23 protein-coding genes, 1 tRNA gene and 1 rRNA gene are annotated in these 25745 nt (G+C 58.5%); 18 read left to right on the top strand and 7 right to left on the bottom strand.

Annotated elements, in window-relative coordinates; translation table 11 throughout:
- The first annotated feature begins 75 nt into the window (after positions 1 to 75).
- The 5 genes from ABD827_RS07980 (at position 76) to ABD827_RS08000 (ending at position 3723) form a co-directional block, all read left to right on the top strand.
- Positions 76 to 151 (top strand) — tRNA-Thr (locus tag ABD827_RS07980).
- A gap of 26 nt (positions 152 to 177) precedes the next feature.
- Positions 178 to 292: ribosomal RNA gene (gene rrf / locus ABD827_RS07985) — 5S ribosomal RNA — on the top strand.
- A gap of 335 nt (positions 293 to 627) precedes the next feature.
- Entirely contained in the window at positions 628 to 2049 is a 1422-nt protein-coding gene (gene ccoG / locus ABD827_RS07990) for a cytochrome c oxidase accessory protein CcoG (protein ID WP_344963910.1), read from the top strand.
- A 62-nt stretch (positions 2050 to 2111) separates the two neighbouring features.
- Complete coding sequence (locus ABD827_RS07995; RefSeq protein ID WP_344963912.1) at positions 2112 to 3080, top strand: serine/threonine protein kinase; 969 nt, start codon at positions 2112 to 2114, stop codon at positions 3078 to 3080.
- Between the two features lie 40 nt (positions 3081 to 3120).
- Positions 3121 to 3723 (top strand): thiol:disulfide interchange protein DsbA/DsbL, encoded by a 603-nt coding sequence (locus tag ABD827_RS08000; protein ID WP_298721219.1) that lies wholly within the window; start codon positions 3121 to 3123, stop codon positions 3721 to 3723.
- 41 nt (positions 3724 to 3764) lie between these two features.
- On the opposite strand, the gene ABD827_RS08005 is transcribed toward ABD827_RS08000, so the two are convergent.
- Positions 3765 to 4070, bottom strand: coding sequence for a hypothetical protein (locus tag ABD827_RS08005; RefSeq protein ID WP_298721222.1), 306 nt, complete (start codon positions 4068 to 4070; stop codon positions 3765 to 3767).
- 54 nt (positions 4071 to 4124) lie between these two features.
- Positions 4125 to 5636, bottom strand: a complete 1512-nt coding sequence (locus ABD827_RS08010) for a YifB family Mg chelatase-like AAA ATPase (protein WP_344963917.1) — start codon at positions 5634 to 5636, stop codon at positions 4125 to 4127.
- Positions 5637 to 6016: 380 nt separating this feature from the next.
- Between ABD827_RS08010 and ilvG the strand changes: the two genes are divergently transcribed.
- From ilvG to ABD827_RS08045, 7 genes are all read left to right on the top strand, one after another.
- Positions 6017 to 7681, top strand: a complete 1665-nt coding sequence (gene ilvG, locus ABD827_RS08015) for an acetolactate synthase 2 catalytic subunit (protein WP_344964259.1) — start codon at positions 6017 to 6019, stop codon at positions 7679 to 7681.
- Positions 7678 to 7938, top strand: coding sequence for an acetolactate synthase 2 small subunit (gene ilvM, locus ABD827_RS08020; protein WP_298721230.1), 261 nt, complete (start codon positions 7678 to 7680; stop codon positions 7936 to 7938). Before ilvG ends, ilvM begins: the two co-directional genes overlap by 4 nt.
- An 11-nt stretch (positions 7939 to 7949) precedes the next feature.
- Positions 7950 to 8873 (top strand): branched-chain amino acid transaminase, encoded by a 924-nt coding sequence (locus ABD827_RS08025; RefSeq protein ID WP_298721233.1) that lies wholly within the window; start codon positions 7950 to 7952, stop codon positions 8871 to 8873.
- Positions 8874 to 8942: 69 nt separating this feature from the next.
- Positions 8943 to 10793: a dihydroxy-acid dehydratase gene (gene ilvD / locus ABD827_RS08030; protein ID WP_344963919.1), complete on the top strand. Its 1851-nt coding sequence runs from the start codon at positions 8943 to 8945 to the stop codon at positions 10791 to 10793.
- A 35-nt stretch (positions 10794 to 10828) separates the two neighbouring features.
- A complete protein-coding gene (gene ilvA / locus ABD827_RS08035) occupies positions 10829 to 12349 on the top strand; it encodes a threonine ammonia-lyase, biosynthetic (protein WP_344964261.1) in 1521 nt (506 codons plus the stop codon).
- A 168-nt stretch (positions 12350 to 12517) separates the two neighbouring features.
- A complete protein-coding gene (locus tag ABD827_RS08040) occupies positions 12518 to 13360 on the top strand; it encodes an urea transporter (RefSeq protein ID WP_344963921.1) in 843 nt (280 codons plus the stop codon).
- The gene (locus ABD827_RS08045; protein WP_344964262.1) at positions 13360 to 14226 is read left to right on the top strand and encodes an NAD(P)-dependent oxidoreductase; all 867 of its coding nucleotides are present in this window, start codon (positions 13360 to 13362) and stop codon (positions 14224 to 14226) included. The genes ABD827_RS08040 and ABD827_RS08045 overlap by 1 nt, the downstream gene beginning before the upstream one ends.
- Before the next feature lie 489 nt (positions 14227 to 14715).
- Here ABD827_RS08045 and ABD827_RS08050 read toward each other — a convergent pair whose 3' ends face one another.
- From ABD827_RS08050 to hemC, 4 genes are read right to left on the bottom strand one after another with little or no spacing between them, the layout of a single operon-like run.
- Entirely contained in the window at positions 14716 to 15891 is a 1176-nt protein-coding gene (locus ABD827_RS08050; protein WP_344963923.1) for a heme biosynthesis HemY N-terminal domain-containing protein, read from the bottom strand.
- An 11-nt stretch (positions 15892 to 15902) separates the two neighbouring features.
- Positions 15903 to 17036 (bottom strand): uroporphyrinogen-III C-methyltransferase, encoded by a 1134-nt coding sequence (locus ABD827_RS08055; RefSeq protein ID WP_344963925.1) that lies wholly within the window; start codon positions 17034 to 17036, stop codon positions 15903 to 15905.
- Positions 17020 to 17778, bottom strand: a complete 759-nt coding sequence (locus tag ABD827_RS08060; protein ID WP_344963927.1) for a uroporphyrinogen-III synthase — start codon at positions 17776 to 17778, stop codon at positions 17020 to 17022. The genes ABD827_RS08055 and ABD827_RS08060 overlap by 17 nt, the downstream gene beginning before the upstream one ends.
- Positions 17775 to 18704 (bottom strand): hydroxymethylbilane synthase, encoded by a 930-nt coding sequence (hemC, locus tag ABD827_RS08065; RefSeq protein WP_298721258.1) that lies wholly within the window; start codon positions 18702 to 18704, stop codon positions 17775 to 17777. The genes ABD827_RS08060 and hemC overlap by 4 nt, the downstream gene beginning before the upstream one ends.
- 197 nt (positions 18705 to 18901) lie before the next feature.
- Between hemC and ABD827_RS08070 the strand changes: the two genes are divergently transcribed.
- Complete coding sequence (locus ABD827_RS08070; protein WP_344963930.1) at positions 18902 to 21424, top strand: class I adenylate cyclase; 2523 nt, start codon at positions 18902 to 18904, stop codon at positions 21422 to 21424.
- Here the strand turns inward: ABD827_RS08070 and cyaY are convergent.
- A complete protein-coding gene (gene cyaY / locus ABD827_RS08075; RefSeq protein WP_344963932.1) occupies positions 21421 to 21732 on the bottom strand; it encodes an iron donor protein CyaY in 312 nt (103 codons plus the stop codon). The genes ABD827_RS08070 and cyaY overlap by 4 nt on opposite strands.
- Positions 21733 to 21804: 72 nt before the next feature.
- On the opposite strand from cyaY, the gene lptM reads away from it, so the two are divergent.
- The 5 genes from lptM to xerC are packed head-to-tail and all read left to right on the top strand — an operon-like array spanning position 21805 to position 25649.
- On the top strand, positions 21805 to 21927 hold the full coding sequence (gene lptM, locus ABD827_RS08080) for an LPS translocon maturation chaperone LptM (RefSeq protein ID WP_298721265.1): 123 nt from the start codon (positions 21805 to 21807) through the stop codon (positions 21925 to 21927).
- A gap of 11 nt (positions 21928 to 21938) precedes the next feature.
- A complete protein-coding gene (gene lysA, locus ABD827_RS08085) occupies positions 21939 to 23195 on the top strand; it encodes a diaminopimelate decarboxylase (RefSeq protein WP_298721268.1) in 1257 nt (418 codons plus the stop codon).
- Between the two features lie 9 nt (positions 23196 to 23204).
- Positions 23205 to 24032, top strand: coding sequence for a diaminopimelate epimerase (dapF, locus tag ABD827_RS08090; RefSeq protein ID WP_344963935.1), 828 nt, complete (start codon positions 23205 to 23207; stop codon positions 24030 to 24032).
- Positions 24029 to 24754: a DUF484 family protein gene (locus ABD827_RS08095; protein WP_344963937.1), complete on the top strand. Its 726-nt coding sequence runs from the start codon at positions 24029 to 24031 to the stop codon at positions 24752 to 24754. The genes dapF and ABD827_RS08095 overlap by 4 nt, the downstream gene beginning before the upstream one ends.
- Positions 24741 to 25649 (top strand): tyrosine recombinase XerC, encoded by a 909-nt coding sequence (gene xerC, locus ABD827_RS08100; RefSeq protein ID WP_344963938.1) that lies wholly within the window; start codon positions 24741 to 24743, stop codon positions 25647 to 25649. The genes ABD827_RS08095 and xerC overlap by 14 nt, the downstream gene beginning before the upstream one ends.
- Positions 25650 to 25745 lie beyond the last annotated feature (96 nt).

Here is a 25745-nt window from a genome sequence, read left to right on the forward strand (position 1 = left end):
AGTGAAACGCAGCCGCGCCGATGATAGTGTGGCAGCTGCCATGTGAAAGTAGGTCACTGCCAGGCACCCAATTTCGCTGATATAGCTCAGTTGGTAGAGCGCACCCTTGGTAAGGGTGAGGTCCCCAGTTCGAATCCGGGTATCAGCACCAGTTTTAGATTAGAAAAACCAGTTTTGTTTGACTGCCATAGCGTTGTGGTACCACCTGATCCCATGCCGAACTCAGAAGTGAAACGCACCCGCGCCGATGATAGTGTGGCAGCTGCCATGTGAAAGTAGGTCACAGTCAAACGCCTATTACCAAGCCCCGCTCAAAGAGCGGGGCTTTTTGCGTTCCTGTTTTTTGTTCCGCCTTGTCTACTGGTTGCGGTATTGATGGCGACCAGCATCCTTCGCTGTTTCACGGCATTTGCTGATCACTGTCATGGTTTATGAGACTCATAATGCTCTATCATGACGGACTGGACGGCAGGCGCTGGCTTTGGCGTAAAAAGAGTGATCCATATCACCTTTTTGCCGGGGATTTTGCTGCAGAATGCGGCATAACTCGTATTTTATCTGCAAGTTAAGCTCTTTTTTCGAGCAGGTAATTTGATCGCAGTCAGTCAGAATAACTATGTGAGCATAATGAACGATAAACATAAGCAGATAGACATCAAGGATGTCACCGAGGCGGTGCGTTCTCACAGGCCTACAGATGAAGGTCATATTTACGTACGAGCACAAAAGGGAAAATGGCAGCAGCTGCGCAAGCTGATGGGCTGGTTTTTCATGCTGTTGTTTGCGGTAGGTCCCTGGATCAGCTGGAATGGACACCAGGCCATACTGATCGATGTGGAGCAGCAGCGCTTTCAGATATTTTCGACCACCATCTGGCCACAGGATCTGACTCTGCTGGCTTTGTTGCTGATGGTCGCGGCCTTCGCTCTGTTCTTTATCACCACCTTTCTCGGGCGGGTATGGTGCGGCTATCTGTGCCCACAGACCGTATGGACCTTTCTGTTTATCTGGTTCGAGGAAAAGCTGGAAGGCAGTGCCAATAAACGCCGCCAGCTGGACAAGTCATCCTGGAACTTCAACAAGATATGGCGCAAGAGTGCCAAGCACCTTGCCTGGCTGGCGGTATCACTCTTTACCGGCTTTACCTTCATCGCCTATTTTGTTCCGGCAAGAGAGCTGGCGGTCGATCTGCTGACGTTCTCGACCAGCTTCTGGATTGGATTCTGGGTGTTGTTCTTTGCGTTCTGTACCTATGGCAATGCGGGCTGGATGCGCACCATCATGTGTACCCACATCTGTCCCTATTCCCGCTTTCAGTCGGCGATGTTCGACAAAGATACCTATACGGTCAGCTATGATACCGAGCGAGGCGAGAGCCGTGGCCCGCGTCCGCGCAAGGCCGATCCCGAAAAGCTGGGTCTGGGAGACTGTATCGACTGCAATCTCTGTGTTCAGGTCTGTCCGGCGGGCATCGATATTCGTGATGGCCTGCAATATGAGTGCATCAACTGTGGTGCCTGTGTGGACGCCTGTGACCAGACCATGGATAGAATGGGCTACGAAAGAGGCCTTATCAGCTACACCACCGAGCATCAGTTACGACATAGAGAGACCCATGTCGCTCGTCCCAAGCTGATTGGTTATGGTGTTGTCATGGTGTTGATGCTGGTCGCCTTTGCCTATATGGCATCGAACATCATGCCGATGGGCATCGAGATTATTCGGGATCGCAACCAGTTATACCGCGAAACCACCGAAGGGCTGGTGGAGAATACCTATACCCTGAAAATCATGAACAAGACGCTAAGCACCGAAACCTATCGGCTCAATGTAGAAGGGATGGATGACGTGGACTGGATTGGCCCCGAAGAAGTGGTGGTTCGCGGTGGCGAGGTGTTGAGTGTGCCGATTAGTCTGGCGGCCGACCCTTATCTGCTGTCAACGCCGGTCAAGGACATCACCTTCGTGATGACGCATACCGGGCTGGATGAAAACGACAGCAAGGCCACATTACGCAGCGAGAGCAAGTTCTTCAGTTCGATTAACTGATACTCTTTAATAACGCATACTTCGGACCGCAGCCCTTGCTGCGGTCTTTTTTTTGGAGCGGTATGAATTACTATCAACTTACCCCCGACGTGATAGCCGATGCGCTGGTCAGTGTCGGTATTTATATTGATTCGGGACTCATGGCCCTGAACAGCTATGAAAACCGGGTCTACCGATTCAAGAGTGACAGCGATGGCATTCTGGTGGCCAAGTTTTATCGGCCCCAGCGCTGGAGCCGGCAGCAAATCCAGGAGGAGCATGATTTTCTGTTCGCGCTGGATGACGCCGGCGTGCGAGTGGCGGTCCCGCTGGTACGCGATCAGAACAGTGTGTTCGAGTTTGGCAACATGCTGTTTGCGGTCTGGCCCTCGGTCTCCGGTCGTCAGTTCGAGGCCGATAACCTCGACCAGCTGGAGGCGCTGGGAGAGCAGCTGGGGCGGCTACACAGGGTCGGAGAGCGGTTTGTCTTGCGCCATCGACCACAGTTGAGTAGCGATGACTATCTGCTGCGGGCTCGAGGTGTGCTTGAGCAAGAGGCGATAATACCGAAGCGGCTGCGAGGCGAATTTTTTGCCCGGCTGAATGACGTGGTAGAAAAAACGACCGCTTTGTACCGACCCAAACAGCAGCTGACCCTGCATTGTGATTGCCATGTCAGCAATATACTGTGGCGTGACGGACTCTGGCTGCTCGACTTCGATGATTGTCGCACCGGGCCGGCGGTACAGGATTTGTGGATGATGCTCAGCGGTACGCGTCAGGAGCAGCTGCTGCAACTGGATACTCTGCTGGCCGGTTACGAGACGGTGCGGGAATTCAATGCGGCAGAGCTGTCGTTGATAGAACCGCTCAGAGCCATGCGTATGGTTAACTACATGGCCTGGCTGGCGGCGCGCTGGTCCGACCCTGCCTTTCCGGCCAATTTTCCCTGGTTTAATACCGAAGACTACTGGCAACAGCAGATTAGTGTGTTATCCGATCAATTGCAGAGTCTGGATGCGCTACCATTATCCTTGACCTCCTGGAACTGATTACTTAACGTGAGTCAGCCTCTACTGAACGAGATCCCGTATGAAAAAATATATTGTTGTTTTGTTTACCCTGCTGCTGGCTCCGCTGGTCAGTGCCGCTCCCGAATTCAAGGAGGGTGTTGAATACAAGGTGGTGAATGACGTTGCCAGCAGCAAACCGGAAGTGACCGAATTTTTCTCTTATGTCTGCTCGCATTGCTACAGCTTTGAACCCTTGATGCAAAAACTGCAAGAGCGGGTGCCACAAGTACAGCTGAAGAAAGTACCGGTGCCTTTTCTCGGCCGGGAACTGGGCCCTGTGCTGCAGCGTGCCTACGGGGCAGCGGTATTGCTCAAGGTGGAAGACAAGCTGACGCCGGCCATCTTCGACCGAATTCATCGGCAGAAAAAAATGCCCGGCGACCTGGATGATATCAAGTCGATCTTCGTTGCTAATGATGTGGCAGCAAAGGACTTCGATGGTGTGATCAACAGCTTTGCACTTAATGGCATGATCGCCCAGTACGACAAGGCCACCGAGCGCTTCAATGTGCGCGGCACGCCCACCATAGTGGTCAGAGACAAGTATGAACTGAACATGAGTGAAATCGGCTCGGAAGAGCGGTTTTACCGGGTAGTGGAATATCTGCTGTCTGCGGGCTGATGCATAACCCCATGATGCGGTTTATCGCATCATGGGGGCTGTCAGTTATGGCGCTTGCTCGGGGTGATGGTACGCACGTTGGACTGGCTGTCTTCCTGATAGCCTTCTCCCTGAGTTTGCCAATAGGTGGTCGGCAGGTGAAACAGATAATATTTTTCCCGATGAGTATCGGTGACAAATCCCATGCCTTGTAAAGCCAGTTCATAATGAATATCGGTAATGAACTCGTGAGTAAAGCGTTGTCGACCTGAGAGCAAGGCGATATCCGATTTGGTCAGATAAACTCCGGTCTGCACTTCCTTGAAACGCTCATGCAGCCAAATGGCAAATTCCTTCGCACTTTTCATCCATTACTCCTTTAGATCGAGGCTGTCTGTTTAGGTATAGCAGTTATTGCCGAATCAGTTCTGTAACTGCTGCAGCAGCCTGTCCATGGCCCGATAGCCCAATGCTTCGATTAAGTGATGACGGCCTATCTTTTCCTCATGCTCCAGATCGGCGATGGTTCTGGCGACCCGGATCAATTTATGCCAGGCGCGAATGGAAAGCTTCATTCGGTGCAGCGCCTGCTCCAGAAACTCGGCATCTTCCTGCTCCAGCGGGCAAAACCTGTCCAGTTCGGCGGCACTGAGCCGGGCATTGGTCTTGCCGGCACGTTTCAGTTGTCGCTCTCTGGCTGCCAGTACTCTTTGGCGGATCTGGGCAGAGCGTTCGGCTTTGGGGCGGGCACGGCTCAGCTCACCCGGTGGTAATAACGGTATTTCTACCGACAAATCGAAACGATCCAGAAAAGGCCCGGATATTTTACTCAGGTAACGCAGTATCTGCTCGGAAGAGCTGCGGCGGTAGCCGTCGGCGTAGTGGCCGCAAGGGCTGGGATTCATGGCGCCAATTAACTGGAAGCGGGCGGGAAAGGTGACCCGGTGCGCCGCCCGGGCGATGGAGATACGGCAGGTTTCGAGCGGCTCGCGCAGGGCATCCAGTACCCGGCGTTCAAACTCGGTCATTTCATCGAGAAACAATACCCCGTTATGGGCCAGAGAGATTTCCCCGGGGCGGGGATAGCTGCCACCGCCGACCAGCGCCACGGCAGAGGACGAATGATGAGGCTGACGGAAGGCGCGCAGGCACCAGTTTTCGGGATCCAGACTCAGACCGCTGATGGATTTGATGGCGGCGGCTTCGAGGGCTTCTTCTTCGCTCATCGGTGGCAACAGCCCCGGCAAACGGCTGGCCAGCATGCTTTTGCCGGTTCCTGGAGGGCCAAGCAGCAGCAGGTTGTGCTCACCGGCAGCGGCAATTTCCAATGCCCGCTTACCGCCCTCCTGACCGATAACATCGCAAAGATCGGTGGAGTAATCGCGATCTTTCGACATAACTCGTTCAGGCGTCGCCAATTCGCCTTCTTGCTGCAGCCAGGCGGTAATGGCCAGCAGGTGGGGAGCCAGTCTGGCAGGACAGGGATGGATTACGCCGGCCTCGATACCGTTTCCGGCGGGCAGTACCAGTATTCGCTCACTGTCGCGGGCGGCCAGTACCGCCGGCAGGGCCCCTTTAATCGATCGCAGTGCTCCGGTCAGGGCCAGCTCGCCCAAAAACTCCAGCTGCTCCAGGCTGGTGGTGGGGATTTGGCCGGAGGCGGCAAGAATGGCCATGGCGATAGGCAAGTCGAAACGACCACCGTCTTTGGGCAGATCGGCGGGGGCCAGGTTGACGGTGATACGCCGGGCAGGAAATTCAAAACCGGCATTCAGCAGGGCGCTGCGTACCCGGTCCCGGGCTTCCTTGACCGTGGTTTCCGGCAGGCCGACGATATTGAAGGCGGGCAGGCCATTGGCAAGATGAGCTTCAACGGTGACCAGTGGTGCGACAACCCCCAGGCTGGCGCGGGCAAAAACAACGGCGAGTGACATCCGGTCTCCCTGGTGTTTTGTTTTTTAAAAATAACTGTTTTTAGATTTTTTAACTACGTTTATGGGGCCCTATTCGGTCGCTTTTTTTATTTTGTAAACAATAAAGTCTTGTCTAGTCTAGTTCATCATGCTAGTTCTATAGGCCAGCTGAGTCGGAGGTTCTGGCTCGTAATCCTATTGAGTGGTCGGTGACATGAATTCGTTTGTACGTTTCGTCAGCATTATCGTGGTCCTAGTGGTGATTATTAAATCTCCACTCGGGGTACTGTGGTCTGACGAAACGTAAAACAACCGGCAGACACAACACAAAACCCCCGAGTCACCCACTCGGGGGTTTTTTTTTAAACCGGCTTTGGCAGCAACACATGGACAGTAATAAAATGAATGGCGCACAGTACATCGTTCAGACTCTGAAACAACAGGGAGTCACCCAGATCTTCGGCTACCCCGGCGGCGCCATCATGCCGCTCTATGACGCCCTCTACGACGGTGGGGTGGAACATCTGCTGTGTCGTCACGAGCAGGCGGCCGCATTGGCTGCCGTGGGCTATGCCAGAGCCAGTGGTCAGGTGGGCGTGTGTATGGCCACTTCCGGCCCCGGCGCAACCAACCTGATCACCGGTCTGGCCGATGCCATGCTCGACTCCATTCCGCTGGTGGCCATCACCGGTCAGGTACCGATGGCCGCCATCGGTACCGATGCCTTTCAGGAAGTGGACGTACTGGGTATGTCGCTGTCCTGCACCAAACACTCCTATCTGGTCGAGAACGTCGAGGATCTGGGCGCAGTGATCGCCGAAGCCTTTGAAGTGGCCCGCTCCGGCCGACCCGGCCCCGTGTTGATCGACGTGCCCAAGAATATTCAGGTTGCCCCGGTCGAGCCCAAGCCAACGCCGACCTTCAGCACCGCAGCCAATGCTCTGAATGAAGACGCCCTGGCTCAGGCTCAGGCCATGCTGACCTCGGCGAAGAAGCCGGTGTTGTATGTTGGTGGCGGCGTCGGCATGGCCAACGCCGAAGCAGAATTACGCGCTTTTGCCCGGAAGAGTGGCATTCCTGCCGTGACCACCCTCAAGGGAATCGGCACCCTGAATCCGGATGACGAGCTGTTTTTGGGCATGCTCGGTATGCACGGTACAAAAGCCGCCAACCTGGCGGTTCAGCAGAGTGATCTGCTGATTGTGGTTGGGGCGCGTTTCGACGATCGGGTGACCGGCAAGCTGGACGCCTTTGCGGTCAACGCCAAGGTGATTCATCTGGACAAGGACGCTTCCGAGTTTGGCAAGGTACGCGACGCTCAGGTGAGCATAGATGCGGAGCTGGCAACGGTATTGCCCCTGTTGGTAAGTGATAAGTTGGGTAATGGCGGACTGGCTATCGACGACTGGCGGCGGCACTGCAAGGCGCTAATAGCCGATCATGGCTGGCGTTACGATCATCCGGGCGAGGCCATTTACGCGCCGCTGGCACTCAAGCAGTTGAGCGAGGCCCTGCAGGATACCGCCATGGTGAGCTGTGATGTGGGTCAGCATCAAATGTGGGTGGCGCAGCACATGCGCTTTACCAGCCCGCGCAATCACCTGAGCAGCTCAGGTCTGGGTACCATGGGCTTTGGTCTGCCGGCGGCCATCGGTGCCAAGCTGGCTCGGCCCGAACACGAGTCGGTACTGGTGTCCGGCGATGGCTCCTTCATGATGAACGTGCAGGAACTGGGCACCCTCAAGCGGGCCCAGCTGCCGGTAAAAATGGTGCTGCTCGACAACCAGCGTCTGGGCATGGTGCGCCAGTGGCAGGAACTGTTCTTCGACGGTCGCTACAGCGAAACCATCCTCACCGATAACCCCGACTTCGTGGCCATGGCCGCCGCCTTCAATATTCCCGGTGAAACCATCACCCGCAAAGAGGAAGTGGAGCCCGCCATTCAGCGCATGCTGGCGTCCGAGACCGCCTATCTGTTGCATGTGCGTATTTCAGAACAGGAAAACGTCTGGCCCCTGGTGCCACCCGGCGTTGCCAACGACCAGATGATGGAGAAAAAAGCATGAACCAGCATAACTTGCAGATAGAAACCCAGTTTCGTCCCGAAGTTCTCGAACGAGTGCTCCGTTTGATCCGTCATCGCGGCTTTCGCGTGGATGACATGGAAATGTCCACCTCGGTTGATTGTAAACACCTTAATATTAGGGTTACTGTCAGCAGTGACAGGGCCATTCAGCTGTTGAGTCGTCAACTGGAAAAGCTGATGGATATAACCCGTGTCGATGCGCAGCTTGTGGAGCAACGATTCAGAAAAACGGCGTGAGGGAGCAACCAATGTCGACTGCCAAATACATCTGGTTCAATGGTGATATGGTGCCCTGGGAGAAAGCCCAGGTGCATGTAATGAGTCATGCGCTGCACTACGGCTCTTCGGTGTTTGAAGGCATTCGTGCCTATGAGACCCCCAAGGGCCCGATGATTTTTCGGCTGGAAGAGCACGTACAACGCCTGTTCGATTCCGCCAAAATCTATCGAATGCAGATCCCCTATACCCATGCAGAATTGATGGACGCCTGCAGAAAAGCGGTCAGCGAGAACGAGCTGAACAGCGCCTACCTGCGGCCGCTGGTGTTTATCGGCAACGTCGGCATGGGCCTCAACGCGCCCAAAGACGTGCCGTGCGACGTGATTGTTGCCGCCATTCCCTGGGGCGCCTATCTGGGCGAAGAAGGGCTGGAGCGGGGCGTGGACGTTTGTGTGACCTCCTGGAACCGACTGGCGCCCAATACCATGCCTACCGGTGCCAAGGCCGGTGGTAACTATCTGTCTTCCCAGCTGATCTCCGGTGAAGCCAAGCGCCACGGTTATGACGAGGGTATTTCACTGGACGTGCATGGCCACCTGAGTGAAGGGGCGGGCGAGAATCTGTTCCTGATCAAGAACAAGGTGCTCTATACCCCGCCGGTTACCGCCTGTATCCTGCCCGGTATCACCCGCGATACCCTGATGACCCTGGCGCGTGAAGCCGGTTATCAGGTGCGGGAAGAAGCCATCTCTCGCGAGGCGCTGTATCTGGCCGATGAAATGTTCATGACCGGTACCGCCGCCGAAGTGACCCCGGTACGCAGCGTAGACGGCATCGAGCTCGGGGCCGGTAAACGAGGCCCGATCACCACCGAATTGCAGAAAGCCTTCTTCGGGCTGTTCGACGGCAGCACCAGGGACAAATGGGGTTGGTTGACCCCGGTGAAAGATTAATTTTCAGATAAGAGAGAGGGGCGCGCGGCGCCCCTGTTTTACTCAATTGTTTTTACAGGAGTTTAAAGAATGCCAAGGTATCGTTCCGCCACCACCACTCACGGCCGCAACATGGCCGGCGCCCGCGCCCTGTGGCGCGCCACCGGCATGACCGAAGGTGACTTCGGCAAGCCGATCATTGCGGTGGTCAACTCCTTTACCCAGTTTGTGCCGGGCCATGTGCACCTGAAAGACATGGGCCAGCTGGTGGCGCGTGAAATCGAGGCCGCCGGTGGTGTCGCCAAGGAATTCAACACCATCGCCGTGGATGACGGCATCGCCATGGGTCACGGCGGCATGCTCTACAGCCTGCCCAGCCGGGATCTGATCGCCGACTCGGTCGAATACATGGTCAATGCCCACTGTGCCGATGCCATGGTGTGTATCTCCAACTGCGACAAGATCACCCCCGGTATGCTGATGGCCGCCTTGCGGGTCAATATTCCGGTGATCTTCGTTTCCGGTGGCCCGATGGAAGCCGGCAAGACCAAGCTGTCCGAGCAGATCATCAAGTTGGATCTGGTGGATGCCATGGTACAGGGCGCCGATCCTACCGTGTCCGACGCTCAGAGTGAGCAGGTCGAGCGCAGCGCCTGCCCGACCTGCGGCTCCTGCTCCGGTATGTTTACCGCCAACTCCATGAACTGCCTGACCGAAGCGCTGGGCCTGTCTCAACCGGCCAACGGCTCTTTGCTGGCGACCCACGCGGATCGGGAGCAACTGTTCAAGTCGGCCGGTCATCGTATCGTCGAGCTGACCAAGCGTTACTACGAGCAGGATGATGACTCGGCCCTGCCGCGCAACATCGCCACCAAGGCGGCGTTTGAAAACGCCATGGTGCTGGATGTGGCCATGGGCGGCTCTACCAATACGGTGCTGCACCTGCTGGCCGCCGCTCACGAGGCCGGTGTCGACTTCACCATGGCCGACATCGATGCGCTGTCGCGCAAGGTACCCCAGCTGTGCAAGGTGGCGCCGTCTACTCCGAAATATCATATGGAAGACGTACACCGCGCCGGTGGTGTCATGGGTATTCTCGGCGAGCTGGACCGTGCCGGTCTGCTGCACACCGAACTGCCGACCGTGCTGGGCATGACCCTGGCCGAGCAGCTGGCCAAGTACGATGTAATGGTGACCGAAGACGAAGCGGTGAAATCCATGTTCCGTGCCGGTCCCGCCGGTATTCGTACCACCAAAGCGTTCAGCCAGGATTGCCGCTGGCCGACCCTGGACGACGACCGTCGTGAGGGCTGTATTCGCAGCCTGGAGCATGCCTACAGTCAGGAAGGCGGTCTGGCGGTATTGTCCGGCAATCTGGCGGTAGACGGTTGTATCGTCAAGACCGCCGGTGTGTCCGACGACAACCTGGTGTTCCGTGGTCCCGCCCGTATCTATGAAAGTCAGGATACGGCGGTAGAAGGCATTCTGGGGGGCGAAGTTAAAGCCGGTGACGTGGTGGTGATCCGCTACGAAGGTCCCAAAGGTGGCCCCGGCATGCAGGAAATGCTCTATCCCACCACCTATCTCAAGTCGATGGGGCTGGGCACCAAGTGTGCACTGATCACCGACGGTCGTTTCTCCGGTGGTACTTCCGGCCTGTCCATCGGTCATGTCTCTCCCGAAGCGGCCAACGGCGGCACCATAGCGCTGGTACAGAACGGCGACATCATCGATATCGACATTCCGGGCCGCAGCATAGTGCTGGACGTGGCCGAGTCGGAACTGGCCGCCCGTCGCGAAGTCATGAACGCCAGGGGTGAACAGGGCTGGCGCCCGGTTGATCGCGAGCGGGAAGTGTCCTTTGCCCTGCGCGCCTATGCGTCGCTGGCCACCAGTGCCGACAAGGGCGCGGTACGCGACATCAGCAAGCTGGGAGGATAAGCATGGCACAACCGGCATTGAAAGAAGGCGCCGCCTTGCGGTCGGCGACCGAATACCTGCGTTGCATCCTGCTGTCTCCGGTGTACGAGGCGGCGCGGGTGACCCCGCTGTCGCCGCTCAAGAAGATTTCCGAGCGGCTGGGGCACCACGTTTCGCTGAAACGGGAAGACATGCAACCGGTGCATTCTTTCAAGCTACGGGGTGCCTACAACAAGATAGCCCAGCTCAGCCCCGAGCAGCAGCAGGCCGGGGTCATAGCGGCGTCGGCCGGTAATCATGCCCAGGGCGTGGCCTTGTCGGCTTCCAAGCTGGGCATCGACGCCACCATAGTGATGCCCACGGTTACCCCCGACATCAAGGTGGAGTCGGTGCGCCGGTTCGGCGGCAAGGTGATATTGCATGGCAATAACTTCGACGAAGCCTACGCCCGTTGTCTGGCACTGGCGCAGGAGCATAGCCTGACTCTGATCCCGCCCTTCGATGATGAAGACGTGATCGCCGGTCAGGGCACCATAGGGCGCGAACTGCTGGAGCAGGATACCCGCCTGACCCATGTGTTTGTGCCGGTGGGCGGCGGCGGTCTGGCGGCCGGGGTGTCGGTCTACATCAAGCAGCTGTTGCCCCAGGTCAAGGTGATCGGTGTCGAGGCCGAAGGGTCGGCCTGCCTTAATGCCGCGCTCAAGGCCGGTGAAATCGTCACCCTGGACCGGGTCAGTATGTTTGCCGACGGGGTGGCGGTGAAGCGTATGGGCACCGAAACCTTTCGTCTGTGTCAGCAATATCTCGATGGGGTAGTGACCGTCAGCTCCGACGAGATCTGCGCCGCGCTCAAGGATATCTTCGAAGATACCCGCGCCATCGCCGAGCCGTCGGGCGCCCTGTCTCTGGCCGGGCTGAAGAAGTACAGCCAGGCGGGCGATTACCAACATGCCCGCATGGCGGCGGTGCTCAGCGGGGCCAACGTCAACTTCCATTCTCTGCGGTACGTGTCCGAGCGTTGCGAGCTGGGTGAGAAGCGGGAAGGGGTGCTGGCGGTAACCATTCCCGAGCGCAAGGGGGCCTTTATCGAGTTCTGCGAGGTGCTCGGCAACCGCATGGTGACCGAGTTCAACTATCGCTACTCGTCGGAAGACAAGGCGGCGCTGCTGGTGTCGGTGCGGCTCAGTGACGGTGACCGGGAGCTGGCCCAGATCATGATGGAACTGGAGCAGGCCGGTTATCCGGTGGCCAACATGACCGACAACGATCTGGCCAAATCCCATGTGCGTTACATGGTGGGTGGCCGGCCACCCAAGGCGTTGAACGAACGGCTGTACAGCTTTCGTTTTCCCGAGCAGCCGGGGGCGCTGATGCGCTTTCTGCATACCCTGGGTACCTACTGGAACATCAGCCTGTTTCACTACCGTAACCACGGTGCCGAATTTGGCCGGGTACTCTGTGCCTTCGAACTGCCCGATGCAGATCTGGCCTCGTTCGAACGCCACCTGGCCGAGCTGGGCTACCGCTGGGATGAGGTAACGCAGGATCCCGCCTACCAGTTTTTCCTCGCTCATTAAGCCATGCCGACAAGGGCCCCTTGTGGCCCTTGCCGGCACTCTATTTAACGCCAGAAGTCTCATCTTGAGTTGACAAGCCGTTAACATTGTGTACATTTTTTTGTTGAAAAAAATACCACTTCCTGCTCTAATCCTGCTCGTTTCTTCATTATCTTCAGGGTTCCCACTATGGGTCTGTTGTCTGCTTTACTGGCTTCCATCAGTCAGATCTATTTTGTTAACCGTCCGTTAGCTGGCTTGTTAATTACCTTGGGTGTGTTCTGGGCGTCCCCTTATATGGGACTGGCCATGCTGATCGCGACCCTGAGCGGAGTTCTGACGGCACACTTTCTTAAATACGATCCCGAATTACAGGCCGAAGGCTGTTATGGCTTCAACGCGGCGCTGGTCGGGCTGTCACTGGCGCTGTTTGCTCCGCCCGGTGCCGGCATGCTGGTTGCCGCAGCCATTGTGGGTGCCGTGTCGTGCCCGCTCTATTATCTATTGCGCCAGGTTGCCAATATTCCCTGCTATACCCTGCCGTTCAACCTGTTGATTTTGCCCTGGTTATACTGGAGCGGGCAGCGTCTGGCCGACGAGGTACCGAGCAATTACGAGTTTTCGTTATCGGCCATCGGTCAGGTGATTTTTTTGCCGGACACCATACCGGCGGTCATGGTCTGTGCCGCCCTGTTGCTGGCCGGCATCGGTAACTTGGGCTGGGCCTTCGTCGGCGCCGTGATCACCAGTGGCACCGCCACCTTCCTGCTGATTAACCCCGACTATATCAACTTCGGCCTGACCGGTTACAACGGCGTACTGGCGGCGGTGGCCATGTTCTGGCATCAGTTCAAGCCGGGCTGGAGCATACTGGCTGCCGTGCTGGCGGGCCTGATGACGGCCGCCATGCTGAAAACCGGGCTGCCGATGCTGACCATGCCGTTTGTGTTGAGTTGCTGGCTGTGCCTGGCGTTACGCCGCGGCTTTTGTTATTACCAGACCAAATACATGACCGACAGGGAGAAGGTGTGATGAAACTGGGTTTTATCGGAATAGGCTTGATGGGCAAGCCGATGACGCAGCGGCTGCTGCAAGCCGGCTTTGAAGTTTCGGTGTGGAACCGCAGTGCGGACAAGCTGGCCGAGGTCAAGGCCGCCGGAGCCACTGTGGCCAGCAGCATCAGCGAGCTGGTAGAGCAGGTGGATCTGGTGCTGTTGTGCCTGGCCAACACCGCAGTAGTGGAAGAGGTGGTATTTGGTGCCGGTGGTGTGGCCGGTCACGGTCGTGCCGATCAGCTGCTGGTGGACTTTTCCAGTTCCGATCCGGAAGCGACCCGGGACTTTGCCACTCGCCTCAAGGCGCAGTGCGGCATGGGGTGGGTCGACTCGCCGGTGTCCGGCGGCGTGGCCGGTGCAGAAGCCGGCACCCTGGCCATCATGTGCGGTGGTGAAGCCGCAGACATAGAACGCATTCGCCCCATGCTGGCGCCCTTGTCGCAACGGGCCACTCACATGGGCCCGGTTGGCGCCGGTCAGGTCACCAAGGTATGCAACCAGATGATCGTCGGCTGCAACCTGATGGTGCTGGCGGAGATGATGGCACTGGCCAAGGCCAGCGGCGTGTCTGCCGACAAGATCCCCGAGGCGCTGGCCGGCGGCTTTGCCGACTCCAAGCCGATGCAGATCACCGGCCCGCTGATGGCGGCAGAGTCCGATCCGGATCCCAAGTGGCATGTGCGCACCCTGCTCAAGGATCTGGACATGGCGGTAGCCCAGAGCCTGCGTGAAGGCAGCGCCACCCCCATGTCGGGTCTCGCCGCCCAGCTGATGCGCCAGCACGGCAGCAAGGGGTTCCTGGAACGGGATCCGGCCACCCTGATCAAGCTGTACAAGGATTGATAAAAAGGAGCCGAAAGGCTCCTTTTTTCCGCTTAACTCTTACTTGATTAAGCATTCAGGCCCAAGCCCAGAGGCAACCAAATTACCTCCACCGACACGCTGTAATACCAAAGATCTGATCTTTCTCAAGTCCGAACTCAGAGGCAACACAGTCGGCTCCCACGACACGCCATAAACTCATCCCTGAGGGCTCGGAAATGCCATCCCTGGCATTTCACGGTCGTGGGAGCTCGTCTCTGTTGCCTCTTTCTGAGCTCCGAGTTGCCTGCAGACGGTGCCAACAGATGACTCTGTAGCATCAAGGAGGACAAAGGGATCTGCTCCGCCGACCATCCGCACCACGGATGGTGCGGCTGAGCCCCCATGGATGGGTTTACGGCGAGTCGGCGGAGCGGGCCATTTGTCCGATTAAAGCGAAGTTATGTGCATACTCCATAAGACAAAAAGGAGCCTTGCGGCTCCTTTTTTTTCATCTTGATAAATACCGGCTCAGGGAGCCAGTGCCAGGCTGTGGCGATAGTAGTCGTTCGCCTTGGCCAGATCCTTACGCTTCTCTGCCAGAGCGGCCAGCAGCACATAGTCGCCGGCGTAGGGCTTGAGTGCCACCGCCTGCTGCAAGTGTGTCTCCGCTTCTTCCGGCTTGTCGTCCTTCAGATACAGCTGACCCAGGGTGGAGTGCAGTTCGGGCAGACTTTCCTTCTTCGCCTGCTTCTCCAGTATGGTCAGCAGCGGATGATAATCGCTCAGCTGCAACCGGGTCATGCAGGCCAGTAGCCGAGGATCGGTCTTCTTGTTCAGGCCTTCCAGCAACAGTTGCTGGGCTTCTTTATGGGCCTTGAGTCCAATCAGTCGCTCGCACAGCGGGGCCAGAATCTCGGCCTGGTATTTTTCCTTGCGCGGCAGACCCTGCCACAGGGCGATCAGCCCTTCGCTGCCATCGGCGTTGGCGGTGCTGTCAAACCAGCCGGCATAGGCCTGCTGTTTCAGCAATTGCTGCTCGTCGGCCTCGAGCAGCCCTTTGCCTGCCAGTGCCTCCAGGGTGCCCAGCAAGGATGACCATTCACCGGTGGCGAAATAGACGTCTTTCTGCAGCTTGAGCAGCGCCGGCTGGCTGCCGTACTCTTTCTCCAGCTGGCGCACACCGCTCAGGGCCTGTTCCAGTTGCCCCTGCTGATACTGCAGTCGAGCCTGCGTCAGGCCCACGGCCAGACCGGCACCGGGGCTCTGCTCGTGGGCCTGGCGCAAATAGTCGTCGCGCTTTTCTTCATGACCCAGGGCCTGGGCGGCGGTGGCCGCATTCAGGTAGTTGAGCAGCGCCTGATCGTTGCCCTTGGTCCCCTTGAGCAGCATCTTTTCGGCGGTGGCGTAGTCTTCCGCCACCAGCGCCTGCATGCCGCTCTGGGTGTAATTCAGGGCCTTGCGACGGCGACGGCCGACAAACCAGTTGCGGGTGCGATGGCTGACGCCGAAGATCCGACCCAGCAGCCATTCGATGAACAGCAGCAACACATAAAACAGCACCACGCCCACCAGAAACACGGTGACGGTGGTTTCGATGGTGTAGTTACCGGCAGCCAGCAGTACATAACCCTGCTGACCGGTAATATCCGGACCTATGACCAGGCCGGCGACCAGAATGACGACGATAATGGCAAGACGTATCATGGACTTCTCCCTTACAGGCCGGTCAGCAGGCGTTGCAGCCTGTCATCCAGCAGTTGCTGCAGGCGTTCCTGAGCGCTGAACTGCTCGGGATAGTCGACCTTGATCTGCTGGCCCTCAAGCTGAGCGAGCTGCTCCAGCATGAACTGGCGCACACTGTCGTCGGCAAAATAGTCCTGCAGCCATTGCTCGGCCTGGGTCAGGGAGCTGTCGTAGATTTCCTGCTGCTCGCGGTAGACCGCCAGTTGAGCCTGCAGCAGCTTGCCCTTGAGATTTTCGCTCAGGTACCAGTGCTGCTGTGGTGACAACAGGGCTTCCACATTGCCGTCACGACGGCGCACGGTTACGAAGTCGTCGCTGAAGCTGGCCCAGCTTTTCTTCAGATTTTCCTTCCAGTCGCTGACCGACTCGGACAGGGTGAAATCCGGCGCTTCGGCCCGGGCCATGATGACACCGGCCAGGGTGAGCTTGTCGACCTGATCGTTGATGCTGTTGAGCTTGATCACCAGACCTTCCCGGTCGACTTTTTTCACCGACTTGATGTTGGCGATATCATCAGCCAGCGCGCGGCGTACCGGGGTCAGGCCGGGATCATTGAGCGCGGCCAGGCGTTCGTCGGCATTGGCCAGCATCATGGCGGCGGAAACGGCGTCCTGTTCCAGCCAGAGCTTGCGACCGGCCATGCGCACCAGATATTCGGCTTCCGCCAGCATCCAGTCGTTGGGGCGCTTGCTGTCCAGATCCAGCACCTTGTGCGACAGGCCCTCTAGCTGTTCGCTGGTACTGTTCTGGTTGCTTACCACGGCGGCCAGTTTGCTGCTCTGGGCGGCTTCGGCCTGTTCGAGGCGGCTCTGCTGCTGTTGCAGTTCGGTCTGCATCCGGTTCAGTTGCTCGGTCTGGGCCTGCGCCTGGTTATGACCGTGCCAGTACAGTATCGCCGCCAGCACGACGGCGATGATAATGGCGATAATGGCCAGTATCTTGCCGGATGAAGAGGTCTTCTTCTGTTCAGGCGCTTGTTGTTCCGGTGCTTTTGACTCCGGAGAAGGTGACGTTTCAGGCGATAATGCCTGCTGTTGCTCGGCATCAACCTCGCCGGCAACCGCCGTGTTCTGATGATCCTGTTTATTGTCAGTCTTGTCTGTCATTCCGTTTCCTCTCATCCAGAGCGGCAATCAGTGCCTGGTTGGATGCACCTTCTGCATTAATGACTTGAGTGAAGCCCAGCTCCCTGGCCTCGATGGCAACCCGTATGCTGGGAACAATCAATAAACGGCTTAGCAGCCAGTCCTTTGCGCTATTGGCCGCCAGCTGAACAATATGATGCAGCAGGCCGCCACTGGTGATGATAATACTGTCCACATCCTGGCTCTGCCAGCTTTTAACCAAGGCGCCGCTCGAATCTTTATGATAACAGCGGCGGTAGACTTCGCAGTAATCGACCAGCGCGCCCCTTTGCATCAGGGTGGGGGCGATCAGGTGACGACCGCCATTGCCCCGCAAAATCACCACTCGACGCCCGGCCAGTTGCTGCAGGGCCGGCAGTGAAATAATGCCCTCGGAGCGGGGATCGTCGGGTACGGCGGCACCGGGAACCCCCACCTCGGCAAAGGCTTTTCCGGTGGCGTCGCCCACGGCAATATAGTTGGCCTTGGGCCAGCCATGCCCCTGTTGTTTCAAGGCATTATCGGCGAAATGGACCGCCTGTACGCTGACCGCTATCACATAATCTCGAGCCGACAGGCCGTCGAGCAGGGCCGGCAGCCGGTCAAACTCGGCACCGGCCTCAAAGCTCAGCAGCGGGCTGGTCACCGGTTGGTGACCAGCCGCCAGCAGGGCCTGACTCAGGCTGGCGGCCTGCGGCTCGGCGCGTACCACCAGCGGTGTCATGACCGATAAACCTCGTCCAGTATCTTGTCGGCGCCCCTTGCCAGCAGTCGCTTGGCCATTTCTGCGCCCATGCTCTCACCCTGGGAGGCGGGGCCGGTCATCTCTTCATAGATGATCTGGCTGCCGTCGGGGCGACCGACCAGGCCGCGCAGCCAGAGTTGGTCACCCTGGAGCTCGGCGTAGGAGCCGATAGGTACCTGGCAACCGCCCTGCAGGCCGTGGTTCATGGCGCGTTCCGCCACCACGCGCAGCCGGGTTTCCGGGTGATCGAGCGGTGCGAGCAGTTCGAGCAACTCGGCATCATCCAGTCGGCATTCGATGCCCACGGCGCCCTGGCCATTGGCGGGCAGGCTGTCTTCCGGGCTCATCAGGCCGGCGATACGCTCGTCCAGCTCCAGTCGCTTCAGGCCGGCGGCAGCCAGAATGATGGCATCGTACTGGCCTTCATCCAGCTTGCGCAGTCGGGTCTGTACGTTGCCGCGCAGCGTTTTGACCTCGAGGTGCGGATAACGGGCACGAACCTGGCATTCCCGGCGCAGGCTGGCGGTGCCGACCACGGCGCCGGCCGGCAGCTGTTCGAGATGGGTATAGTGATTGGAAACAAAGGCATCACGCGGGTCTTCCCGCTCGCAGATCACGGTCAGGCCCAGGCCCTCGGGAAATTCCACCGGCACGTCTTTCATCGAATGCACCGCAATATCGGCGCGACCGTCCAGCATGGCCTGCTCCAGCTCCTTGATGAAGAGCCCCTTGCCGCCAATCTTGGACAGGGGCGTGTCGAGCAGTACATCACCCTGGGTGGTCATCGGCACCAGTTCGACACCGATATGGGGATGCAGTTGCTCCAGCCGGGCCTTGACATAATGGGCCTGCCATAGCGCCAACAGGCTCTTGCGGGTGGCGATGCGGATGATGCGGTTTGCCATGTGAATCTCTTCTTTGTGTCCATTAATACGCCGATACTATCATTCCTGTCGGCGCTTTACAGGGGGGAGAAGGAGGCGCGGCGGCATGTTATCGAAATGTGTCCTGACACATATTGTTCATCTACCGGCTAATTGTTACCATGATCACACTTTTGACCTGTTCCGGGTCTGTGTCGGTCCACCAAAGGCCTGAACCCTTGCACGCGAATTTTCACCGGCTCGTCGAGCGATGTGAGCAGTTTAACCAGCAGAAGCAGGACCGAGCCCTGGCGGTGATGAGCCGTTATGGCCAGCAGGTCTTTCAGTTGCTGCCGGTGCTGTTGCACTATCATCATCCCCTGTTGCCGGGCTATGTGCCGGGTGACGTGCCTGCGGGCGTGTGCCATTTCCTGCCCAATTCACGTCAGCAGCAGTTTATCGATGAACTCTGCCAGGCCGCCAATGGTCATCAGGGGCTGGAGCACGGTCAGAACGAAATCTTCGGCATTTATTGCATGGGCAGCACCTCGTCCATCGGCCAGAGCCGTCATTCCGATCTGGATGTCTGGGTCTGTTATTCCCACCTGATGGCGCCGGAGCGGGTTGCCCGGCTGCAGCAGAAATGTCTGCTGATTTCCCAGTGGGCCGAGCAGCGCCAGGTCGAGCTTAATCTGTTTCTGATCCCGGACAATAAATTCCGCACCGACAATCAACAGCTGGTTCAAGGCGAAAGCTGTGGTAGTGCCCAGCACCTGCTGTTGCTGGACGAGTTTTACCGCAGTCATTTGCGCATTGCCGGCAAGCGGCTGGTGTGGATGTTTGCGCCCGGCAAGCTGGGCCCGCGCTACGATCGCTTTGTGGCCGAACAGTTTGCCAACGGCACCCTGAATCACGACGAATGGCTGGATCTGGGCGGATTTGACCGCATTCCGGCAGAAGAGTACTTCGGCTCGGCGCTGTGGCAGTTGTACAAGAGCATCGACTCGCCCTACAAGGCGGTGCTGAAAACGGTGCTGATGGAAGCCTATTCCCACGAATATCCGGACACCCGCTTGCTTTGTCGTGATCTCAAGGGGCATTTTCATACCGCCGACCGACTCGATGAACGTCAGGATCACTACATGCTGATGCTGGAAAAGGTGACCGGCTACCTCAAGTCCATCGGTGATGACAAACGGCTCGATCTGGTGCGGCGCTGTTTTTATCTCAAGGTGTCGGAAGGGCTGGATCTGAGCCCGGACCATGATGACCGGGAGCAGGATAGCTGGCGGCGAACCCGTATCAATCAGCTGGTGTCGGCCTGGGGCTGGCCTGCGGAAAAAGTCGCCTTGCTGAACGACCGGGCCCACTGGAAAGTGGAGCAGGTCAGGTCCGCCTACGGCGAGCTGCTGGAAGCCCTGATGCTGAGCTATCGCAACCTGATCCAGTTTGCCCGGCGCAACAACATCAGCGAGTCGATCAACCCGGAAGACATCGGCATCCTGTCGCGCAAGCTGTATGCGGCCTTTGAAAACCTGTCGGGCAAGGTGCAGCTGATCAACCTGCACATAGCGCCGGACTTGAGCGAGCCGGATATCAGCCTGGTGCAGGTACCCGAAGGCCGAGTCAACAAGGCCGGCTGGTACCTGTACAAGCATGGGCTGACGCCCGCCGACATCCTCGGCCGCAGCGCCCTGGAATACAGCGGCTATGTGGGCAAACTGATCGCCTGGGCCCACTTCAACGGCCTGCTGGTAACGGATACCCGGTTGCACCTGTTCAACCAGGATACCGATGTCAGCCAGCGCCATTTGCAGGAGTACTGCGATGACCTGGCGCGACTCTTCCCGGTGCGGACCCCTTCACCCAGTAATTTGGCGCTGAGCCGCCCCTGCGAGGTGCGCCAGCTCGGCATCTTCCTCAATCTGGAACAGGATCCCACCGCCCGCTGGGGCGACCGGCCCATCGAATTCAACGCCAGAACCAGCGATCCCTTCAGCTTCGGCCAGCAACTGGAAAACCTGGTCGGCTCGGTGGACTTGCTCTATCGCAACTCCTGGGACGAAATTCGTACCCTGCACTTCAGCGGGCCTACCGCGGTGGTGGACGCGCTCACCACCATTCTCGGCAAGATGCACCAGGGCGCCAATGCCCCGGAAAGCCTGCAGGTGTTCTGTTACAGCTTTAATTTTCGCAGCCTGATCCGCACCCGTTTCGAACAGCTGATCAATGAATGTATCGGTCTGCGACTGGCGCGGGATCAGGGCAGCACCGTCAAGACCCTGCAACTGGGCACCGAAGAGTACGGCATCTTCTTCGAGCGGCGCGGGGTCAGCGTACAAAAGCGGGAAGCGGCGGTAGACGCTGGCCGGCAGCCAGCCCGGCTGCCGCCGACCCATCGCACCTTGCGGCTGGATCAGCAGGCGGGCAAACCGATACCCGAGATAGTGGATGTCTATGCCAGTGAAGGGCTGATGCAGTTCTTCTTTGAAGACAGCGGTGACGACTACAACCTCTATATTCTCGACGAGGCCAACCGGGTAGAGGTTTACCGCCAGGTGGCGGGCAGCAAGGACGAGTTGGTGCAGAGCATCAATCGTTTCTATACCTCCGACCAGCAGGTGGCCGGCCAGAGTCATTTTGCCCATTTCAACCTGCCGCAATATTACGAAATCGTGGCAGAAGAGGGGCAATATCGGGTGTTGCCCTACCGCACCGTCAAGGAGGACCGGGACGATCCCCGGCCCTGCCCGGCCAGTTAGAGCGCCAGCTCGGTGTCACCCTGGCGTTGTGCCTGCAGGCTGAGCCAGCTCAGCAGCTCCACGCCCTGGCGGTTATCGATCCACTGGTCACCCTGCAGGGCGAAGTGATGGCCGTTCTCCCGGGTGGCCAGCCAGATCTGATGCAACGGCTCCTGGCGATTGATCACGAACTTGATGTTGTTCTCGAAGGTCAGCGTCATGACGCCGCCGATGGTTTCGCAGTCGATATCGACTCCGCTGCTATCGATGCACTCTTCAATATGCTGGTAAATGGCATCCGCCAGAGCATGGAACTCACTGTCTTTCATCGCCCGCTTCCTATTGCTTTTGAGAATGTGAATGCGATTATAAGAGCCTGGAAACATATTCACAGTCATCCTATGAACATATTCAAGCTAACCGCACTGGTTGCCCTGTTCCTGAGTCTGGCGGCATGCGGCCTGAAAGGCCCGCTGACCCTGCCGGATACCGAGCAACAGCAACCCCGGGTTGAGCAGTCGTAAAGGAAAATACCTTGGATTATTTTAATTATCAGGACGATGGCCGCCTTTACGGTGAAGCCTGCGATCTTACTCGTCTGGCCGAGCAACACGGCACGCCGCTCTATGTCTATTCCCGCGCCACCCTGGAACGGCACTGGAAAGCCTTCGACGAGGCGGCCGGTGAGGTCAATCATCTGATCTGCTACGCGGTGAAGGCCAACTCCAACCTGGCAGTGCTCAACGTGCTGGCCCGCCTGGGTTCCGGTTTCGATATCGTGTCAAAAGGCGAGCTGAGTCGCGTGCTGGCCGCCGGCGGCGATCCGCGCAAGGTGGTGTTTTCCGGTGTCGGCAAGCGGGTTGATGAAATCCGCTTCGCCCTGGAACAGAACATTTTCTGTTTCAACGTGGAATCGGTCGCCGAGCTTTCGCGTATCAACCAGATAGCGGGTGACATGGGTCGCAAGGCGCCGGTTTCCATTCGGGTGAATCCGGACATCGATGCCGGCACCCATCCCTACATCTCCACCGGGCTGAAAGAAAACAAGTTCGGCATTCCCATCGAGCAGGCGCAGGAGATCTACCGCCAGGCGGCGGCGATGGCGCACCTCGATATTCACGGGGTCGACTGTCATATCGGCTCTCAGCTGACCGAGCTGTCACCCTTCCTGGAAGCGGTAGACAAGCTGCTGGCGCTGATTGATGCCCTGGCTGACGACGGCATTCATATTCGCCATCTGGATGTGGGCGGCGGTCTGGGCGTGCGTTACGACAACGAAACGCCGCCCGAGCCCAGCCTTTATGCCGAACAGCTCAAGGCGCGGCTGCAGAATCGCAATCTGACCCTGGTATTTGAACCGGGCCGGGCCATTGCCGCCAATGCCGGTGTGCTGCTGACCCGGGTCGAGCATCTGAAGCCCGGTGAAGCCAAGAACTTCGCCATCGTCGATGCGGCCATGAACGACCTGATCCGTCCGGCGCTGTACAGTGCCTGGCAGGCCATTATTCCGCTGGATAAAACCCTGGAACGCCCGGCTGCCGTCTATGACATCGTGGGCCCGGTGTGTGAAACCGGCGACTTTATCGGCAAGGATCGGGAATTGGCGATCACCGAAGGTGATCTGCTGGCGGTGCGTTCTGCCGGTGCCTATGGCTTTGTGATGGCGTCCAACTACAACAGCCGCCCCCGTGCCGCCGAAGTGATGGTGGACGGCGAACAGGCCCTGGTAGTGCGTGAACGCGAGCAGCTGTCCGATTTGTGGCGGGGCGAAAGCCTGTTGCCCGAATCCTGAGGGGTGAACGTGATCCAGTTTTCCAAGATGCAGGGGCTCGGCAACGACTTTATGGTGGTCGATGGCGTTACCCAGAAGGTATTTTTCAATCCCGAGGTGATTCGGCAACTGGCCGACCGTCATTTTGGTGTCGGCTTCGATCAGCTGTTGCTGGTCGAGCCGCCTTATGATCCGGACCTCGACTTTCACTATCGCATCTTCAATGCCGACGGCTCCGAGGTAGAGCAGTGCGGCAACGGCGCCCGCTGCTTCGCCCGCTTTGTGCGGCTGAAGGGGCTGACCCATAAAGACCGGATCAGCGTCAGCACCCAGAAAGGCAACATAGTGCTGCAGCTGGAGAAAGACAATCAGGTCACGGTCAACATGGGCGTGCCCGAGTTTGACCCGGCCAAGATTCCGTTCAAGGCCCAGAAGGCCGAGAAAACCTATCTGGTGCGGGCCGAGCAGCAGGCGGTGCTCTGTGGCGCCGTGTCGATGGGCAACCCGCACTGTGTGCTGGAAGTGGATGACATCAACACCGATCAGGTGGCGCTGCTGGGCCCCGAGCTGGAAAATCACGAGCGTTTTCCGGCCCGGGTCAACGTCGGTTTCATGCAGATCCTCAATGCCCGCGAGATCAAGCTGCGGGTGCATGAACGCGGTGCAGGGGAAACCCTGGCCTGCGGCACCGGCGCCTGTGCGGCGGCGGTGATGGGCATGAGCTGGGGCAAGCTGGCGGATCGGGTGCAGGTGCAGTTGCCCGGCGGTAACCTCAGCATCGCCTGGAAGGGGCCGGGCAAACCGGTGTACATGACGGGCCCGGCAGAACACGTATTTGACGGACAGATCAACCTATGACCGAAAACGTGAGCGAGAGTCGCCAATGTGCCGAAACGGGTCTGAACGACAGCCAGATAGCCGACTATCTGGCCGCCCGGCCTCATTTCTTCGACCGCCATCGCACCCTGCTGGAGCAGTTGCGGCTGCCTCACGAGCAGCGGGGCAGCGTGTCGCTGGTAGAGGTGAAGCTGGATCGCCAGCGGCAACGCATCCACGAGCTGGAAGATGAAATCACCGGTCTGATGACGGTGGCCGGAGAAAACGAACGCATCTTTCGCGTCTACATGGACCTCATACCCCGCCTGTTCGAATGCACCAGTATCAGCGAGCTGGAACGGCTGATGTGCCGCACCCTGCAGGAGCAGCTGCGCATCTCGGCGCTGCGGCTGGTGCTGGATCCGCGCACCTATCCGAGTGAGCAGAGTTCGGCCGGTGAGCAGCTGGAACGGCTTTATCGCGAGCGAATGGCGAGCCAGGATGTGTATCTGGGGCGGCTTGGCAAGGACGAAAAGTCCCGGCTGTTTCAGGACGCCATGGTGAACTCCTGCGCCCTGATCCGGCTGGGCAAGCAGGGTGAAATGGGCCTGCTGGCCTTTGGCAGTATCGACAGCGGGCATTATCGCTCGGGCATGGATACCCTGCTGATCCGCCAGCTGGCCGACATTCTCGCGCTGCTGCTGCCCAGGCTGGTGTTATCGGCCTCGGAACGACCGGCAGCGGTGGTCGATGACCACCGCTGAGCTGACCCCGGCCATTACCGAGTTTCTCGAATACCTGCGGGTAGAGCGCCAGTTGAGTGTGCATACCCGCGCCGGTTACGGCCGCCACCTCAACGCCATGGCCGGGCAACTGGCCGAGTTGTCGCTGCCTTCCTGGTCGGCGCTTACGGTCAGTCATGTGCGGGGCATTGCCACCCGCATGCACAAGAGTGGCCTGTCGCCGCGATCCATCGCCACCAAACTCAGCAGTCTGCGCAGTTTTTGCGACTGGCTGACCCTGCAGGGGCAACTGTCTGCCAATCCTGCCCGGGGCGTCAGCGCACCCAAGCAGGGGCGGCCGCTGCCCAAGAATCTGGACGTGGACGAGCTGCATCAGTTGATGAACATCGACGAGGCCGACCCATTGGCGGTGCGCGATCGGGCCATCATGGAGCTGATGTATTCATCCGGCCTGCGGCTGGCCGAACTGGTTAACCTGAACCTGGGGGATATTCAGTTTGACGAGCGTCAGGTGCGGGTGATCGGCAAGGGCAACAAGGAGCGGATACTGCCGGTGGGCCGTATGGCGCTGGATTGGCTGAGCAAGTGGCTTTTGGTGCGCGGCGCTCTGGCGGGTGCCGACGAGCCGGCGCTGTTTGTCAGCCAGCGGCAGCGGCGCATCAGCCATCGCAGTGTGCAGTTGCGGCTGGCCCAATGGGGCGGCAAGCAGGCGCTGTCGAGCCATATTCATCCGCACAAGCTGCGCCATTCCTTCGCCACCCACATGCTGGAGTCGAGCGGCGACCTGCGCGCGGTGCAGGAGCTGCTGGGCCATGCGGATCTGGCCACCACCCAGATCTATACCCATCTGGACTTTCAGCATCTGGCCAAGGCCTACGATCAGGCCCACCCCAGAGCCAAACGCAGCAAGGACTAGCCCTTCGGGCAGCGGTAAGCCTTAAGCCGTAAGCTGTCAGTTAAAGACAAACTGCCCTTAACTGACAGCTTATAGCTGACGGCTTCCAGCTTTGTT

Source organism: Oceanisphaera sediminis, from assembly GCF_039539745.1.
In the GTDB taxonomy this organism is placed as follows: Bacteria; Pseudomonadota; Gammaproteobacteria; order Enterobacterales; family Aeromonadaceae; genus Oceanimonas; species Oceanimonas sediminis.